This window comes from Streptomyces sp. NPDC002144, assembly GCF_053593695.1.
This window is the reverse complement of record NZ_JBSFDB010000019.1, coordinates 88,698-104,081: the sequence shown is the minus strand read 5'-3', so window position 1 is coordinate 104,081 and position 15,384 is coordinate 88,698. Positions and strand designations below refer to the sequence as shown.

The following is a 15,384-nucleotide window of genomic DNA, read 5'->3' as shown; positions in this document are numbered from 1 at the left end:
TCAGCGGACCGAAAAAGCGGGTGCGCGCTCGCTGAAACAAGATCTCAAGTTCCGCGTAAGAACGTTTGGGATTCGACCAATCCACCCTGCCGACCGCTCCGAATCAGCGTTCGTCAGGCAAGTTGGGACTGAGGACGGACGGCATGACAACTGACTCCAGGAGCGGCGCGGGACGCAGGAGCATCGCGACCCTCATAGCTGGCGCACTGGCCGCGGGAGGACTCGCGGCAGCCGGCGTGGCAACGCTGGAACCGGGGGCGGCTTCCGCCTCCAGCCACCGGGAGGCCCCGCTGATCTCGGGGCAGCCGCAGTACGACAACACGGACCTGTACGCGTTCGTCAGCCCGGACAAGCCGGACACGACGACGCTCATCGCCAACTTCATCCCCTTCGAGGAGCCGGCGGGCGGCCCGAACTTCTACCAGTTCGCCGACGACGCCCAGTACGACCTCCACATCGACAACAACGGGGACGCGCAGGGCGACCTGCTGCTGCGCTACACGTTCAGGACGCAGACGAAGAACAAGAAGTCGTTCCTGTACAACACGGGCGTGGTCAACAACCTGACCGACCCCGACCTGAACATCACGCAGACCTACGACATCGACCTGATCAAGCTGAAGAACCAGCGGGTCGTCTCCAAGACCAAGCTCGCCGACGACATCCCGGTGGCCCCCTCGGACGTCGGCAAGGCGTCGATGCCCGACTACAACAAGCTGCGCGAGCAGGCGATCTACAAGCTCTCCAACGGCGGCCAGACCTTCGCCGGCCAGGCCGACGACCCGTTCTTCGCGGACCTCCGCGTCTTCGACCTGCTGTACGGCGGGAACCTCTCCGAGGTCGGCCGGGACACCCTCAAGGGCTACAACGTCAACTCGATCGCCCTGCAGCTGCCCAACGACATGCTCACGGAGTCCAAGCACCAGCCGGTGGTCGGCATCTGGTCGACCGTCCAGCGCAGGAACGCCCAGGGCTACTACGAGCAGGTCTCCCGCCTGGGCAACCCGCTGGTCAACGAGGTCGTCAACCCGATCAAGGACAAGGACAAGTTCAACGCGTCCTCGCCGTGGGAGGACGGGCAGTTCCTGAAGAACGTGACCAACCCGGAGCTGCCGAAGCTCATCGAGGCGATCTACAAGATCAAGGCGCCGTCGGAGCCGCGCAACGACCTCGTCGACGTGTTCCTCAAGGGCGTCAAGGGCCTCAACCAGCCGCCGTACGTGAAGGCGGCGGAGGAGCTGCGCCTCAACACCTCCATCAAGCCCACCGCCTACCCGAAGCGGCTCGGTGTGCTCGACGGTGACAACGCGGGCTTCCCGAACGGGCGTCGCCTCACGGACGACGTGATCGACGAGGCGCTGCAGGTGATGGAGGGCGAACTGGTCGGTTCCAAGAACGACCTGGGCGACGCGGTCGACAAGAACGACAAGGGCTTCGGGAAGTACTTCCCGTACCTGGCCAACCCGACGTCCGGCTCGCGCGGTGCCACCGCCAAGGGCGTCACCAGCGGCAACGACGTCAAGAACCAGCTCGGTGACGCGCTGCAGCCGGCGAGCGCGGGCGGCATGGACAACACCACCCTGATCGCCGCCTCCGCGGGCGGCGGCGCGGCCGGCATCGCCCTGATCGGTGCCGGGCTGATGTGGTGGCGCCGGATGCGGAGCCGGGTGTACTAGGCCGGTCCCGCACGGAGGTCGGCGAGCCGCACGCCGTGGCGCCCCGGGGGCGCCGGGCGGGGCGGGCCCCGACCCCTCCGACGGAGGACCGGGCGGTTCTTCGGAGCGGCCCCGCCCGGTCCTCGGCCCTCCACAGACTGGCGTGGCCCGCACACAACGTCCCCCACGGTGCGGGCCGCGCCGCCCACAACTTCTGTACACCGCACGTCGATTGAGGAGAGGGCATGGCCCCGCGCACGAACGACACCGAGCCGGAGCGGGAGGACGGCCCCGCGCCGGCCACTCCCCCCGAATCCGCCGCCGTCGCGCCGGCGGTCGAGGAACAACGGGACGCCAAGAGCCCCTCGACCCCGCAGACCGACCCGAACTCCTCACGCACGGAAACGAAAAGGAACGCGGACGCGGTCACCAAGGCGGTCACCACGACGCCGGGCCGTCGGACGGACACGGAGCCGCACGCGACGAAGGGCACTGTGGTTTCCGGGGACTTCGGAGGCAACGGGCAGCCGGTCACCGCGAAGGACACCGTGGCTACCCGGGTCTCGGGAAGCGGCGGGCAGCCACTCGCCGAGAGCGGCACCGGGATGTCCCCGGACTCACAGACCGACGCGCGGCGCCCCGTCACGAAGGGCGCTACGCCACTCCCGGAGACCGGCGGGGAGCCCCCGGCCACGAAGAAGGCCGCACTCCCCCTGCCGGCCGCGAGCGGGGCTGAGCCCTCGGACACACGGCACGCCACGCCTCCCCAGCCGGTGGCCGGCGGGGCCGCTCTCGTCGAGGACGCTGATGAGCGCGTCGCCGCCGTGCGGCGGGTGTCGGCTGCCGGGCGGCGGTTGCGGGTCGTGCAACTCGGCGGGACCGCCGTGCTGTTGGCCGTCGCACTCACCGCCGGTTCGATCGCCTACGGGGCCATCCGGGACAAGACCGCTGGCACCCCGGTCGCGGCGGCCCCCAGCGCCATCTCACCGGCGCTGCTCTCCAGCGGCAGCATCGACGCGAGCATCGCCGCCCTGCAGGCCCAACTCCGTGCCCAGCCAAGGGACTACGGCAGCTGGGCCTCCCTCGGCCTCGCCTACGTCGAGCAGGCCCGCACCAAGGGTGACCCCTCGCGCTACCCCCAGGCCGAGAAGGCGCTCAAGCGCTCCCTCCAGGTGCGGCCCGGCAACGAACAGGCCATCACCGGACAGGCGGCCCTCGCGGCGGCCCGCCACGACTTCAAGGACGCCCTGGCGTACGCGGACCGGATCCTGAAGGAGAACCCCTACAGCCAGAACGCCCTCTCCTCCCGGATCGACGCCCTCGTCGAACTCGGCCGCTACGCCGACGCCTCGAAGGCCGCCGACACCGCCGACGCCCGCCGCCCGGGCGTCCCCGTCTTCACCCGCTACGCGTACGTCCACGAACTGCGCGGCGACGTGAAGACGGCACGGCGGGTCCTGGAACAGGCACTGGCCACCTCCACCACCCCCGGCGACCTCTCCTACGTCGCCGCCCAACTGGGCCTGCTCGCCTGGAACCAGGGCGACTACCGCACGGCCCTCACCGACTACGCCCGCGCCCTCGCCGCCGACGAGAACTACCTCCCGGCGCTCGAGGGCCGCGCCCGCGCCCAGTGGGCGACCGGCGACAAGGATGCGGCGATCAAGGGCATGGAACAGCTCGTCGCCCGCTATCCGCTGCCCCAACCCCTCGTCGAACTCGGCGAGATGTACCAGGACCGGGCGGCCAAGGGCGACGAGACCAAGGCCCGCGACCAGTACGCCCTGGTCGACGCCTGGATCGCCCTCGCCCGCGCGAACGGCGTCAACGCCGACCTCGACACCGCCCTCGCCGCCGCCGACCACGGCGACAGGGCCGCCGCCCTGCGCGCCGCCCGCGCCGAATGGGCCCGCCGCCACACCGTGCACACCGCCGACGCCCTCGCCTGGGCCCTGCACGTCAACGGCAAGGACGCCGAGGCCCTGCCCTACGCCAGGCAGGCCACGGCCACCGGCTACCGCAACGCCTCGTTCATCTACCACCGCGGCATGATCGAACGCGCCACCGGCCACACCCAGGACGCCCGCGCCTCCCTGGAGGCCGCGCTGAAGCTGAACCCCGGCTTCTCGCCGCTGGGCGCCCGTGAGGCCCGTAAGGCGCTCAAGGACCTGGAGGCGGCAAAGTGAGCTGTCGTCGTCTGCTCGCCTCCACAGCCGCCGTCCTCACGGCGGCCTGCGCGCTCGCGCTGGCTCCTTCCACCAGCGCGAGCGCGCATCCCCTCGGCAATTTCACCGTCAACCGGTACGACGGCCTGGTGGCCGCCCCCGGCACCCTCCGCGTGGACCACGTCGAGGACCTCGCCGAGATCCCGGCGACCCAGGCCAAGCCGGACCTCGAGCGGCTCGGCATGACCGAGTGGGCGAAGCAGCGGTGCGCGAAGGCGGCCGAGGGCAGCAAGGTCACGGTCGGCGGCCGCACCGCCGCGCTGACCGTCGACAGCAGCACGGCACGTCTGCGCCCGGGCCAGGCCGGTCTGCACACCCTCCGCGTGGAGTGCCGGCTGACGACACCGCTGCCCAAGTCCCAGACCGTCCGGGTCGGCTTCCACAGTGCCGGGTTGACCACGGGACCCGGCTGGCGCGAGATCACCGCGCGCGGCGACCGGATGACGCTCACCGCGTCGGACGTACCGAAGACGTCCGTCTCCCATGAACTCACCAGCTACCCCAAGGCGTTGCTCTCCTCCCCGGCCGACACCTCGTCCGCGACCCTGCGCGTACGGCCCGGTGGCCCCGCGCTGGCCCCGGAGAAGGCGGAGGCCCCCGGCGCCTCCATACTCCCCCGCGGCGCCGACCGCTGGACGCAGGACCTGAACAACCTGGTCGCCCGCAACCACCTCACCGTCGGCTTCGCCGCGCTCGCCCTGCTCATCGCGATCGTCCTCGGCGCGATGCACGCCCTCGCCCCGGGCCACGGCAAGACGCTGATGGCGGCCACGGCGGCGGCGCGCGGCGGCCGGGCCCGCCTCAGGGACGTCCTCCCGCTGGCCGCCTCGGTGACGGTCACCCACACCCTCGGCGTCGTGGCCCTGGGCGTCCTGGTCACGGCCGGCTCCGCGGCGACCCCCTCGGTGATCGCCTGGCTGGGCCTGGCGAGCGGAGTCCTGGTCCTGCTGGCGGGCGCGAATCTCGTACGCCGGGCCTGGCGCAACCGCGCGCCCGCGCATCAGCCGCACGCCCATCACACCCATCACGACCCTCAAGAAACAGCGCCCGCACCGGAGTTGGAGCTGGTGGGAGCGGCCGGCGCGACCGCGACGACGGAACATCCCGGCCACCATCACCATCACGAACACGAGCACCACCACGACCACGACCATCAGCACGAACACGAGCACCGGCACGACCACCACCATCCCCACGACCACACTCACGACCACAGCCACCACGGCCACACCCACGACGACGCCACGGTCGAGCACACGCACGGCGGCTTCACCCACACGCACTCCACCGCCCCCACCCTGCGCGGCACGCTCCTCCTGGGCTTTGCCGGCGGCATGGTGCCCAGCCCCTCCGCCGTCGTCGTGCTGGTCGGCGCGGCGGCGCTCGGGCAGGCCTGGTTCGGGCTGCTGCTCGTGGTCGCCTACGGCATCGGGCTCGCCCTCACCCTCACCGCGGCCGGGTTCGCCGTGGTGAAGCTGGGTACGGGAATGAACCGGGTGCTGGACAGGCGCCCCCGCTGGACCACGCACCCCATGGCGGCCCTGCTGCGCAGGACCGCACCGCTGGGATCCGCCCTGGTCGTCGTGGCCCTGGGGGCGGGGCTGGTCCTCAAGGGGGCGGCATCCGCACTCGGATGAGCTACTTTGTGAATGAATCAGGTCAGATGCCGTGGGGGGCGTCGGTGTCCGGAGAACCTGGCAGGGAACGTGTGATCGCGGGCCGCTACCGCCTCCTGTCCCCCCTCGGTGAGGGCGGCATGGGGACGGTGTGGCGGGCCCGCGACGAGGTGCTGCACCGCGAGGTGGCGGTCAAGGAGGTGCGCGCTCCCGCCGGTCTGCCGACCGCGGACGTGGAGCGGCTGTACGCCCGGCTGGAGCGCGAGGCGTGGGCGGCGGCCCGGGTCGCCAACCGCAATGTCGTCACCGTGTACGACGTGGCCACGCAGGACGGCCGGCCCTGGATCGTCATGGAGCTGGTCCGCGGCATCTCGCTGGCGGAACTGCTCGACGCGGAGGGCCCGTTGGACCCGCGGCGGACGGCGCACATCGGTGCCGAGGTGCTCGCCGCGCTGCGGGCCGCGCACGCCGCCGGGGTGCTGCACCGGGACGTCAAGCCGGCCAACGTACTGCTGTCCAACGACGACCGGGTGGTCCTCACCGACTTCGGCATCGCGCAGGTCGAGGGCAGCTCGGCGCTGACCATGACCGGCGAGGTGATCGGCTCGCCCGAGTTCCTGGCGCCGGAGCGGGCGCTGGGCCGTACGCCGGGGCCGGAGTCCGATCTGTGGTCGCTCGGCGTGCTGCTGTACGCGGCCGTCGAGGGCAACTCCCCCTTCCGGCAGAACACGCCGCTGAGCACGCTGCGCGCGATCGTCGACGAGGAGCTGCCGCCACCGCGCCGGGCCGGGCCGCTGAGCCCGGTCATCGAGGGACTGCTGCGCAAGGATCCGGCTCAGCGGATGTCGGCCGAGCGGGCCGAGCAGGATCTGCGGCTGGTCGCGGCCGGGGGCACACCCGGCGCGGACTGGGCGCAGTCGTCGTCGTACGCCCCGACCGTCGCGGCCTTCCCGGAGCCCGCCGCGCCGACCCCGCCGATGCCGTACCCGACGGCGCGGACCCGGCCGACGCCCCCTTCCGGCGCCACGCCGGCCCCGGCCCCGCCGGAGCGCGGTCGCCGGGCCGGTGTCGTCCTGGTGACCGGCGTGGTCGTGCTGGCGCTGGCCATCGCCGGGCTGACGTACGCGCTGCTCAACCGCGACAAGGGCAACGGAGACGGGAACAATGCGGGCAAGACCCGCACCGAGAGCGGCACTTCGCCGACCGCGAGGGACACCGCGCCTGGAGGCGGTGCGTCGAGTCCGTCACCGAGCAAGAGCAGCGGTCGTACGACGGCTCCGCAGTCCGTGAGCGTCACGCTGGCGGGGGCGAACACCGACTACTCGGGGAGCTGCCCGCCGTCGAGGTCCCAGGCCCCCACGTTCACCGCCACGCTGACGGTCGGGCGCCTTCCGGCGACGGTGACCTACCGCTGGGTGACGAAGAACGACTCGCTGTCCGGCGGGTGGAAGACGCTGTCGTTCCCGGCGGGCGGGGGAAAGACCCGGCAGGACCGGCAGTTCATCACCACGCGGGAGAGCAGCGGGACCTTCCAGGACGTGATCAGCGTGGAGGTGCGCGATCCGGTGAGCGCGACGTCCAACTCGGTTCCGTTTTCGCTGAACTGTGTGGCGGAGACCCCGACGGGCGGGGCCTCCCCCAGTACGTCCGCCTCACCGACCTCGTGAGGGTCAGACCGCTCCGGTCAGCACGGGCAGATAGCCGCCCGACTGGCCGGCGGCGGTCGGGTGGTACGACTCGCCGATGCTCAGCAGGTTGAGGCTGTGCAGCCAGGAGCTGCCGGAGCAGATCTCGTGGCCGGTGAAGGTGGTGCGGACATCGCCGAAGGCGAAACCGTGGTTCGCCGCCGCCTTGTTGATGGCGGTGTCCAGGTAGTCCGCCGCGTCGTTGATCGCCTTCCGCTTGGTGTCGGAGAGGCCGACGCAGGTCGTGCCGAGCCGGTAGAAGCGGGGGTAGCCGAGAACGACCACACGGGCGTTCGGGGCCTTGGCGCTGATCGCCGAGTAGACCTTGTCGAGCTGGCCCGGCAGCGTGGAGTCGACGTACGCCTTCGCGGTGTTGATCCGGGAGAGGCAGGAGCTGTCGGACTGCAGGACGCAGGTGGTCATGACGTCGGAGAAGCCGGCGTCGTTGCCTCCGATGGTGATGGAGACCAGGCCGGTGGCGGTGCTCAGCGGCCCGAGTTGGTTCGCCAGAACATCACCCGTACGGGCGCCGGAACAAGCGGTGAAGTCGAACGTCGAGGGTGAATGGGCCGCGGCCCAGAGGTAGGGGTACGCCTTGGTGCTGCGGTCGCAGTCGCCGCTGGAGCCGATGTAGCTGCCCGCGCCGACTCCCGAGGAGTAGGAGTCGCCGAGGGCCACGTAGCCCGTGGCGGCGGCCTGTGGGGACGCCTGCGCCGCCGTGGCCCCGGTGAGGGCCGTGCCGGCGGCGAGGAGGATCGAGCTCACGAAGACGGCAAATCGGGAACGTCTCATGGAACCTCCCTTTAGCAGGATCTCTGCCATAACCGTCGTACCAACTACGCGTGTTGAGGGGAAGTGTCCATGTCAAGCTTTTCGGTGCAACGGGGAACGGACGGGAAGCGCGGGGAACACGTGTGTGCCTCGTTCGCGCCTTGACGCCCCCAGTTCGCTGCGCGACATTGAAGTCCGGCATCCGGCGCGCTGGGGGGCAAAGTCGCCAATGCAGACCATCCGTATCAAGAGACCGTCGGACGACAGCGGCACAGAGCGGGCGGGGCCCGGTCCGGGGAGGGACCTGGCACCTCTGCTCGCGGGGGCCGCGACGGCCGTGGGGGTGTTCGGCGCGCTGCTCGCGCTGGTCGACTCCGGCTCCGCGCTGCGCGGTCCGCTCACCCTGTTCTTCCTGCTCGCTGCGCCGGCGACCGCCATCGCGGCCGCGCTGCGCGGGCTGGAACCCTTCGGCCGCACACTCGCCGCCATCGCGGGCGCGGTCGTCCTGAACATGCTCGTGGCGCAGGGCATGTTGGCCGTCCACCGCTGGTCCGTACACGGCGGGATCATTGCCGTGACCGTGATCAGTTGCGCACTTCTGCTTCTAAGTTGTGTAACGGTCAAACCAACAAAAAGGTGAGGCCTGGTTTCAGGCCTTGCCATACAGGCTCAATCGTCAATACCGTCGTACATCTCACCCGCATCGGACCATCACTCAGCGGCTCCAGGGGAGGGCTCAGGACCGCGATGGCTTCCGGGGGCGGGGCGCGGTAGGGGGGTGCCGTGCTCGGTGACCGCACTTGTGACCGAGTCGTGCCGCGCGGTCGGCTGCCGTCGTCACGGCAGACGGCCAGTTCTGCCAGCTCGCTTCGGCGTGCACGGAGTTCCTTTTCGTCATGCCCAGGCGTGAACCCCCCTTTCGAACCGGACACAAAACCGGGCCGCCCAGGGGCGGGCGGTCCACCGGACGAGAGGGACCAGACTCATGAGTTCCGTACTGCGGCCGGCCACTACGGGCGAAGGCCCGTCAGCCGCCGCCCAATACCGGCCGATCTCCTCGCATCTGGCCATCGCACCACCGGTGAGCGTGGTGATTCCCGCGATGAACGAGGCGGAGAATCTCCCCTACGTCTTCAAGACGCTGCCGGACTGGATACACGAAGTGGTCCTGGTGGACGGCAACTCCACGGACGACACCGTCGAAGTGGCCCGTGGACTGTGGCCGAAGGTCAAGGTCGTCGAGCAGCGGGGCAAGGGCAAGGGGGACGCCCTGATCACCGGGTTCGAGGCCTGCACCGGCGACATCATCGTGATGGTCGACGCGGACGGCTCGGCCGACGGCGGTGAGATCGTCTCGTACGTCTCCGCCCTGGTCTCCGGCGCCGACTTCGCCAAGGGCTCGCGCTTCGCCAACGGCGGCGGCACCGACGACATGACCTTCATCCGCAAGCTCGGCAACTGGGCGCTGTGCACGATCGTCAACCGCAAGTTCGGCGCCCGCTACACCGATCTCTGCTACGGCTACAACGCGTTCTGGCGGCACTGCCTGGACAAGATCTCCCTCGACTGCACCGGCTTCGAGATCGAGACGCTCATCAACATCCGGGTGGTCAAGGCCGGGTTGAAGGTGCAGGAGATCCCCAGCCACGAGTACCTGCGCATCCACGGCGCCAGCAATCTGCGCGCCGTGCGGGACGGGTTCCGGGTGCTGAAGGTCATCCTCAAGGAGCGCTCCAACCGGCGTGAGCTGCGCCGGCAGGAACGCCATTCGCCGATGCTCGACTCGGTGCGGGGAGAGGTGTCTTGAGCGATCTCGACGTCTCCGTCGTGATCTGCGTCTACACCGAGGACCGCTGGGAGGACATCCTCGCCGCGGTCGCCTCGGTGCGCGCGCAGTCGCGGCCCGCTCTGGAGACCCTGCTGGTCGTCGACCACAACCCGACCCTGCTGGAACGACTCGCCAAGGAGTACAAGGAGACCGCGGACGTACGGGTGCTCGCCAACGCGGGCCCCCGTGGCCTGTCCGCCGGCCGCAACACCGGCATCGCGGCCTCCCGCGGCGAGGTGCTCGCCTTCCTCGACGACGACGCCGTGGCCGAGCGCGACTGGCTGCGCCGCTTCATGGAGGCCTACACCGATCCCCGGGTGATGGCCGTCGGCGGACGCACGATGCCGATCTGGGCGTCGGGGCGCCGTCCGGCCTGGTTCCCGGAGGAGTTCGACTGGGTGGTGGGCTGCACCTACCGGGGACTGCCGCCGGGCCGGGTGCGGGTGCGCAACGTCCTCGGCGGCAACGCCTCGTTCCGTCGTACGGCGTTCGACGCGGCGGGCGGTTTCGCGACCGGCATCGGACGCGACGGCGACAAGCGGCCGCTGGGCTGCGAGGAGACGGAGCTGTGCATCCGGCTCAGCCGGGCCAGGCCCGACGCCGTCCTGCTCATCGACGACCGGGCGGTGATCCACCACCGGGTACCCGCGGCGCGTGAGCACTTCGGGTACTTCCGCGCCCGCGCCTACGCCGAGGGGCTGTCCAAGGCGCTGGTGGCGCGCAGTGTGGGCGCGGACAAGGGGCTCGAGTCCGAACGCCGGTACACCACCCGGGTGCTGCCGGCCGGGGTGGCACGCGGACTGCGGGACGCCGTACTGGCCCGGCCGGGCGGAGCGGGGCGCGCCGGGGCCATCGTCGCCGGGGTGCTGACGGCGGCCGGCGGATACGTCGTGGGGAGCGTACGGGCCCGCCGCGGCGGGGCCACGTTCTCGGTGGTCGAGATCGAGGGGGGATCCGATGACTGAAGCGCCCGTGCCGATCCTGATGTACCACTCGGTGGCGACCGCGCCGAACGACGCCACGCGTGCCCTGTCGGTCGCGCCCGAGGCGTTCTCCGAGCAGATGGCGATGATCGGCGACCTGGGGCTCACCCCCGTCGACACCGCCGGTCTGGCGGCCGGTTGGCGCACGGGGGGCCCGCTGCCGCCGCGTCCCGTCCTGATCACCTTCGACGACGGCTACGAGGGCGTGCACCGGCACGCCCTGCCCGTGCTCGCCAAGCACGGCTTCGCCTCGACCCTGTTCGTCTCCACGGGCTGGATCAAGGGCTCGTACGACACCGGGGGCGGCCTCGACACCATGCTCGACTGGGACCAGGTGCGCGAACTGGCCGCGGCGGACGTCGAGATCGGCGGCCACAGCCACACCCACCCGCAGCTCGACCAGCTCGACGACGACGGGCTGCGGTACGAGCTGAGCCGGTGCCGGGAGATCGTCGCCGACGAACTGGGCACCGCCCCGGCCTCCTTCGCCTACCCGTACGGCTACTCCAGCCGCCGGGTGCGCGAGGCCGTCAGGGAGAGCGGGTACGCCCAGGCGCTCGCCGTCGGCAACGCGCTCGCGCGCCGCCGCCAGGGCCCGTACGCGCTGCGACGGGTCACCGTGCGCCGCAGCACCGGGATCGAGGAGTTCGGACGCCTTCTCGAAGGCCGTTCGATCGCCCGCACCTTCGCCGGGGACCGTGCCCTCACCAAGGGGTACGCCCTGGTCCGCAGAGCACGTCAGGTCCGCCGGAAGGCCATCCGTTCCCGTGTCTGACACGACGACCACGACAACCGAGGCCCAGCCCCCGACCGAGGCGCCCGAGCAGCAGGGGCGCCGTCTATGGCTGCCCGGGCTCGGCCGGTCCCGGGGCGGCAGCCCGCTGTTCCGCAACGCCTACGCCCTGATGCTCAACACCGGTATCTCCGCGGTGCTGGGCCTCGGGTACTGGCTGGTCGCCGCCCGCTACTACTCCGACACGGCGGTGGGCCAGGGATCGGCCGCGATCGCCGCGATGAAGCTGCTGGCGGGCCTGACCGCGGTGACCCTGACCGGCGCCCTGGCCCGCTTCATCCCGGTCGCCGGACGCAGCACCGGGCGCTTCATCTTCCGTACGTACGCGGCGAGTTGCGTCGTGGTGTCGTTCGCGGCGGGCGTCTTCCTGCTGACGCTGGACGCCTGGGGGCCGTCGTACGCCTTCCTGCACGGGGCGGTCAAGGGCCTCGGCTTCATCATGGCGGTCGCCGCCTGGAACCTGCTCACGCTGCAGGACGGGGTGCTGACCGGGCTGCGCAGCGCACCCTGGGTGCCCGTCGGCAACACCGTCTTCTCCGCGGTGAAGCTGGCGCTGCTGATCGGGCTCGCCGCCTCGATGCCGACGACCGGTGTCTTCCTGTCCTGGGTCCTGGCGATCGCCACCTCCGTGGTGCCGCTGGGCATCCTGGTCTTCCGCAGGCTGGTGCCCCGGCACGTCAAGGCGACCGAGGACCACGCGAAGCCGCCGACGGTCAAGGAGATCGGCAGGTTCCTCGCCGGCGACTACACGGGCTCGCTCTTCTCGCTCGCCGTGGTCTACCTCGTGCCGGTCATCATCGCCTCGCAGGTCAGCTCCGAGGACAACGCGTACTTCTACATCACCACCACGATCGGCGGCACGATCAATCTGCTCGCCATCAACATGGGTGCCTCGCTGACCGTCGAGGGCTCGCACGACCCGGCCCGGCTCGCGGCCAACACCCGGGCCGCGCTCAGGCGGATGGCCCGGATCATGCTGCCGATCTGCGGGCTGCTGTTCCTCGGGGCGCCGTACATCCTGGGTGTCTTCGGATCGGGCTACGCGGACGCGGCGACGCCGCTGCTGCGCTGGTTCGCGGTCGGCGCGCTGCTCCGGGTGGTGATGGAGACGTACTTCGCGGTGCTGCGCGCCCAGAGCCGCACCGCCGGGCTGGCCTGGCTGCAGGGCCTGTTGTGCGTGCTGGTGCTCGGACTGACCCTGCTGCTGCTCCCCCGGATGGGGCTGACCGGCGCCGGTGTCGCCGAGATCTCCTCGCTCGCCGTGATCGTCGCCATCGCCGCGCCCAAGCTGTACACCACGGTGCGGGCCGCCCCCGCCGAACTGCCCGCGGACGCGGCGCCCGACGGGGACCTCGCCGACCTGGGTGCGCGCGAGGTACCCGCGAGCGAGAAACCGCGCCGCCGCGGACCGGCCTGGGCGCTGGACACCGACACCCTCGCGCTCGGCATCCACGTCGACTTCGACCACCAGGAACGGCGCCCGGACGTGCGCCCGGGACCGGGCACCCCGCCCACCGGTACGCCCGCCGTACGCCCGGACCACCGGCCGACCTGGGCGAAGCAGCCGCAGGTCGGGCTGCCCGTTGAAGAGCGGGAACCGGGTTCGGAGGCCTCGCTGGGGCCGGCCGAGCTGGAGGTCGACGCGCCCTTCGAGGCCGGGCTCGCCGAAGAGGCCGTACGGGAGCCGTCGCCCGCGCAGGCGGAGACGCCCGTACGGGAAGAGGCGCGCGAGCCCGAGCCGCCCGTCCTGTCCCGGCGTCAGCGGCTGCGGCCCACCCGGCTCGGGCTGGTCCTGGGCTGTCTGCTGCTCGCCGCGCTGCTGCTGTACTGGGTGCCCGCGCTGCGGCTCGGCGAGAGCGACCTGGACCGCATGGGCGGGCTCGGGCTGATCTCGGTGCTGCCGTTGCCGACGCTGGTCGGGGCCGCGCTGCTGATCGCGGTGTTCGGCTCGCTGCTGTGGCTGGGCCGCGAGCACAAGGCACTGCTGCTCATCACCCTGCTGGCGACCGTGGTGTCACTGCACGCGCTGCCCGCCGTGATCGAGACCGAACCGCGGTTCCCGACGGCCTGGCAGCACCTGGGCTTCCTCGACCACATCGACCGCACCGGCTCGGCCGTGCCCGACCTGGACGCGCGGTGGAGCTGGCCGGGCTTCTTCGCGGTCGCCGCGTTCGTGACCAGGGCCTGCGGGGTCACCGACCTCACCGAGCTGATCCGCTGGTGGCCGCTGACCGTCCAACTCGTGTATCTGGCCCCGATGTTCCTCCTCGTCCGCTCGATGCGGGCGAGCTGGCGCGCCAAGTGGACCGGCATCTGGATCTTCGTCCTCAGCGGCTGGGTCGGCCAGGACTACTTCTCCCCGCAGGGCTTCACCTACCTGCTCTACCTGGCGTTCGTGGCGATCCTGCTGGTCTGGTTCCGCGAACCGCGCGTGATCTGGACGAAACGGCGTCCCGGCGAGGCGGAGGTCGAACCGGCGAACCGGCGCCAGAAGGCCGTCCTGCTCGCCGTGTTGACCGGCCTGTTCATGGCGAGCGTCCCCGCCCACCAGCTCACCCCGTTCGTGATGCTGGGTGTGCTCGCGGCGCTCGTCCTGGTCGGCCGCTGCGAACTGCGCGGCCTGCCCATCCTGTTCGCCGTGGTGGTCGCGGTGTGGATCGGCTTCATGGCCGAGCCGTACTGGTCCGGCCACTTCGACGAGCTGTTCGGCGGGGTCGGCGGCGTCGGCAGCAACGTCTCCACCTCGGTCTCCGGCCGTATCCAGGGCGGCAGTTCGACCCACAAGCTCGTCCTGTACGCACGCGTGCTGCTGGCCGGCGGTGTGATGCTGTTCGCCTGCTGGGGCTGGTGGCGCCGGCGCGACCACAAGTACCGCGAGCGGTCGCTGCTGGTCCTCACCTTCGTCCCGTTCCTCGGCTTCGGCATGCAGTCCTACGGCGGCGAGATGGCGCTGCGCGTGTTCATGTTCGCCCTGCCCGGCGCGGCCCTGCTGGCCGGTCTCGCCCTGTTCCCCCGCACCGGCGTCACCGCCGAGGAGCGGGACAAGGACCGGGTGAGCCTGGCCCCGCTGGCGGCGCTGCTGGCCGGGCTGCTGCTCATGGGCGGCTTCCTGGTGGCCCGCTGGGGCAACGAGCCCTTCGAGCGGGTCCGGCCCGGCGAGGTCGCCGCCATGGACTACGTCTACGCGCACGACAAGCCGACGGTCCGCCTGCTGTGGCTCAGCAACGACACCGTCAACGACGTGACCCCGGCGATGCCGTGGGGCGCGAAGGACATGGAGCGGGTCGACTACGTGCCGACGCTCGCGCCGGCCGACCCGGTCCTGGTCTCCAGCCTGGTCAAGGCGCTCAAGGACGCGGGGCCGAACTCGTACCTGATGATCAACGCGGGTCAGGTGACCTACCTCCAGATGGACGTGGGCTACTCGGCCACCTGGGAACCCCGGCTGATCCAGAACCTGGACCGGCGGCCCGAGTTGCAGAAGGTGTACGACAACGCGGACGCGACGGTCTACGCCCTGAGGAAGCAGCCCGAGGGCAAGGTGCCCCAGCCCGACCCGGGTCCGATCGGTCCGCAGATCACCTGGACGCCGTGGTCGGTCGTCGGCGCCCTCGCCGCCCTCGCGCTGATCCTGATGCTGACGGCACGTGAGGTCATCCGGGTCGCGATGCGGCCCGGCGTGCGCCAACTGCGCCTGCTGCAGAGCAGCTTCTGGTTCTCGCTGCCGCTGCTGGCGGTGCTGCTGGCCTCGCTGGTGCAACGGTTCCTGAGCCTGAAGTGAGATCCGCGTACGAGGTGAAGCGGCCTGCGGCCCTACGGCTGAGGTCA

10 protein-coding genes are annotated in these 15,384 nt (G+C 71.2%); 9 read left to right on the top strand and 1 reads right to left on the bottom strand.

The annotated features are described in order from the left end of the window. The first annotated feature begins 143 nt into the window (after window positions 1-143). The 4 genes from ACWCQ1_RS27225 to ACWCQ1_RS27210 all read left to right on the top strand — a co-directional run bounded on the left by ACWCQ1_RS27225 (window position 144) and on the right by ACWCQ1_RS27210 (window position 7,163). Window positions 144-1,676, top strand: coding sequence for a DUF4331 domain-containing protein (locus ACWCQ1_RS27225; protein WP_133047228.1), 1,533 nt, complete (start codon window positions 144-146; stop codon window positions 1,674-1,676). 584 nt (window positions 1,677-2,260) lie between these two features. Continuing rightward, complete coding sequence (locus ACWCQ1_RS27220; protein ID WP_451027608.1) at window positions 2,261-3,841, top strand: tetratricopeptide repeat protein; 1,581 nt, start codon at window positions 2,261-2,263, stop codon at window positions 3,839-3,841. After that, window positions 3,838-5,517 carry a HoxN/HupN/NixA family nickel/cobalt transporter gene (locus tag ACWCQ1_RS27215; protein ID WP_451027582.1) on the top strand — a complete coding sequence of 560 codons (1,680 nt, stop codon included), beginning with the start codon at window positions 3,838-3,840 and terminating at the stop codon, window positions 5,515-5,517. The genes ACWCQ1_RS27220 and ACWCQ1_RS27215 overlap by 4 nt, the downstream gene beginning before the upstream one ends. A 44-nt stretch (window positions 5,518-5,561) precedes the next feature. Then, on the top strand, window positions 5,562-7,163 hold the full coding sequence (locus ACWCQ1_RS27210; RefSeq protein WP_451027581.1) for a protein kinase domain-containing protein: 1,602 nt from the start codon (window positions 5,562-5,564) through the stop codon (window positions 7,161-7,163). Between the two features lie 3 nt (window positions 7,164-7,166). Here the strand turns inward: ACWCQ1_RS27210 and ACWCQ1_RS27205 are convergent, their stop codons facing one another. After that, entirely contained in the window at window positions 7,167-7,973 is an 807-nt protein-coding gene (locus ACWCQ1_RS27205) for an SGNH/GDSL hydrolase family protein (protein ID WP_133047232.1), read from the bottom strand. Window positions 7,974-8,181: 208 nt separating this feature from the next. Between ACWCQ1_RS27205 and ACWCQ1_RS27200 the strand changes: the two genes are divergently transcribed. The 5 genes from ACWCQ1_RS27200 to ACWCQ1_RS27180 all read left to right on the top strand — a co-directional run bounded on the left by ACWCQ1_RS27200 (window position 8,182) and on the right by ACWCQ1_RS27180 (window position 15,337). After that, window positions 8,182-8,592 (top strand): hypothetical protein, encoded by a 411-nt coding sequence (locus ACWCQ1_RS27200; RefSeq protein ID WP_358601865.1) that lies wholly within the window; start codon window positions 8,182-8,184, stop codon window positions 8,590-8,592. A gap of 345 nt (window positions 8,593-8,937) precedes the next feature. Beyond that, window positions 8,938-9,759 (top strand): glycosyltransferase family 2 protein, encoded by an 822-nt coding sequence (locus ACWCQ1_RS27195; RefSeq protein ID WP_358601862.1) that lies wholly within the window; start codon window positions 8,938-8,940, stop codon window positions 9,757-9,759. Next, window positions 9,756-10,745 carry a glycosyltransferase family 2 protein gene (locus tag ACWCQ1_RS27190; protein ID WP_451027580.1) on the top strand — a complete coding sequence of 330 codons (990 nt, stop codon included), beginning with the start codon at window positions 9,756-9,758 and terminating at the stop codon, window positions 10,743-10,745. The genes ACWCQ1_RS27195 and ACWCQ1_RS27190 overlap by 4 nt, the downstream gene beginning before the upstream one ends. Then, the gene (locus ACWCQ1_RS27185; protein ID WP_451027579.1) at window positions 10,738-11,538 is read left to right on the top strand and encodes a polysaccharide deacetylase family protein; all 801 of its coding nucleotides are present in this window, start codon (window positions 10,738-10,740) and stop codon (window positions 11,536-11,538) included. The genes ACWCQ1_RS27190 and ACWCQ1_RS27185 overlap by 8 nt, the downstream gene beginning before the upstream one ends. Continuing rightward, window positions 11,531-15,337, top strand: coding sequence for a lipopolysaccharide biosynthesis protein (locus ACWCQ1_RS27180; protein ID WP_451027578.1), 3,807 nt, complete (start codon window positions 11,531-11,533; stop codon window positions 15,335-15,337). Before ACWCQ1_RS27185 ends, ACWCQ1_RS27180 begins: the two co-directional genes overlap by 8 nt. Window positions 15,338-15,384 lie beyond the last annotated feature (47 nt).

Bases quoted from the DNA above. Each gene is read 5' to 3' on its own strand.
- ACWCQ1_RS27220 (WP_451027608.1), top strand. From the start codon at position 2,261: ATGTCCCCGGACTCACAGACCGACGCGCGGCGCCCCGTCACGAAGGGC.
- ACWCQ1_RS27195 (WP_358601862.1), top strand. From the start codon at position 8,938: ATGAGTTCCGTACTGCGGCCGGCCACTACGGGCGAAGGCCCGTCAGCC.
- ACWCQ1_RS27185 (WP_451027579.1), top strand. From the start codon at position 10,738: ATGACTGAAGCGCCCGTGCCGATCCTGATGTACCACTCGGTGGCGACC.
- ACWCQ1_RS27200 (WP_358601865.1), top strand. From the start codon at position 8,182: ATGCAGACCATCCGTATCAAGAGACCGTCGGACGACAGCGGCACAGAG.
- ACWCQ1_RS27225 (WP_133047228.1), top strand. From the start codon at position 144: ATGACAACTGACTCCAGGAGCGGCGCGGGACGCAGGAGCATCGCGACC.
- ACWCQ1_RS27205 (WP_133047232.1), bottom strand. From the start codon at position 7,973: ATGAGACGTTCCCGATTTGCCGTCTTCGTGAGCTCGATCCTCCTCGCC.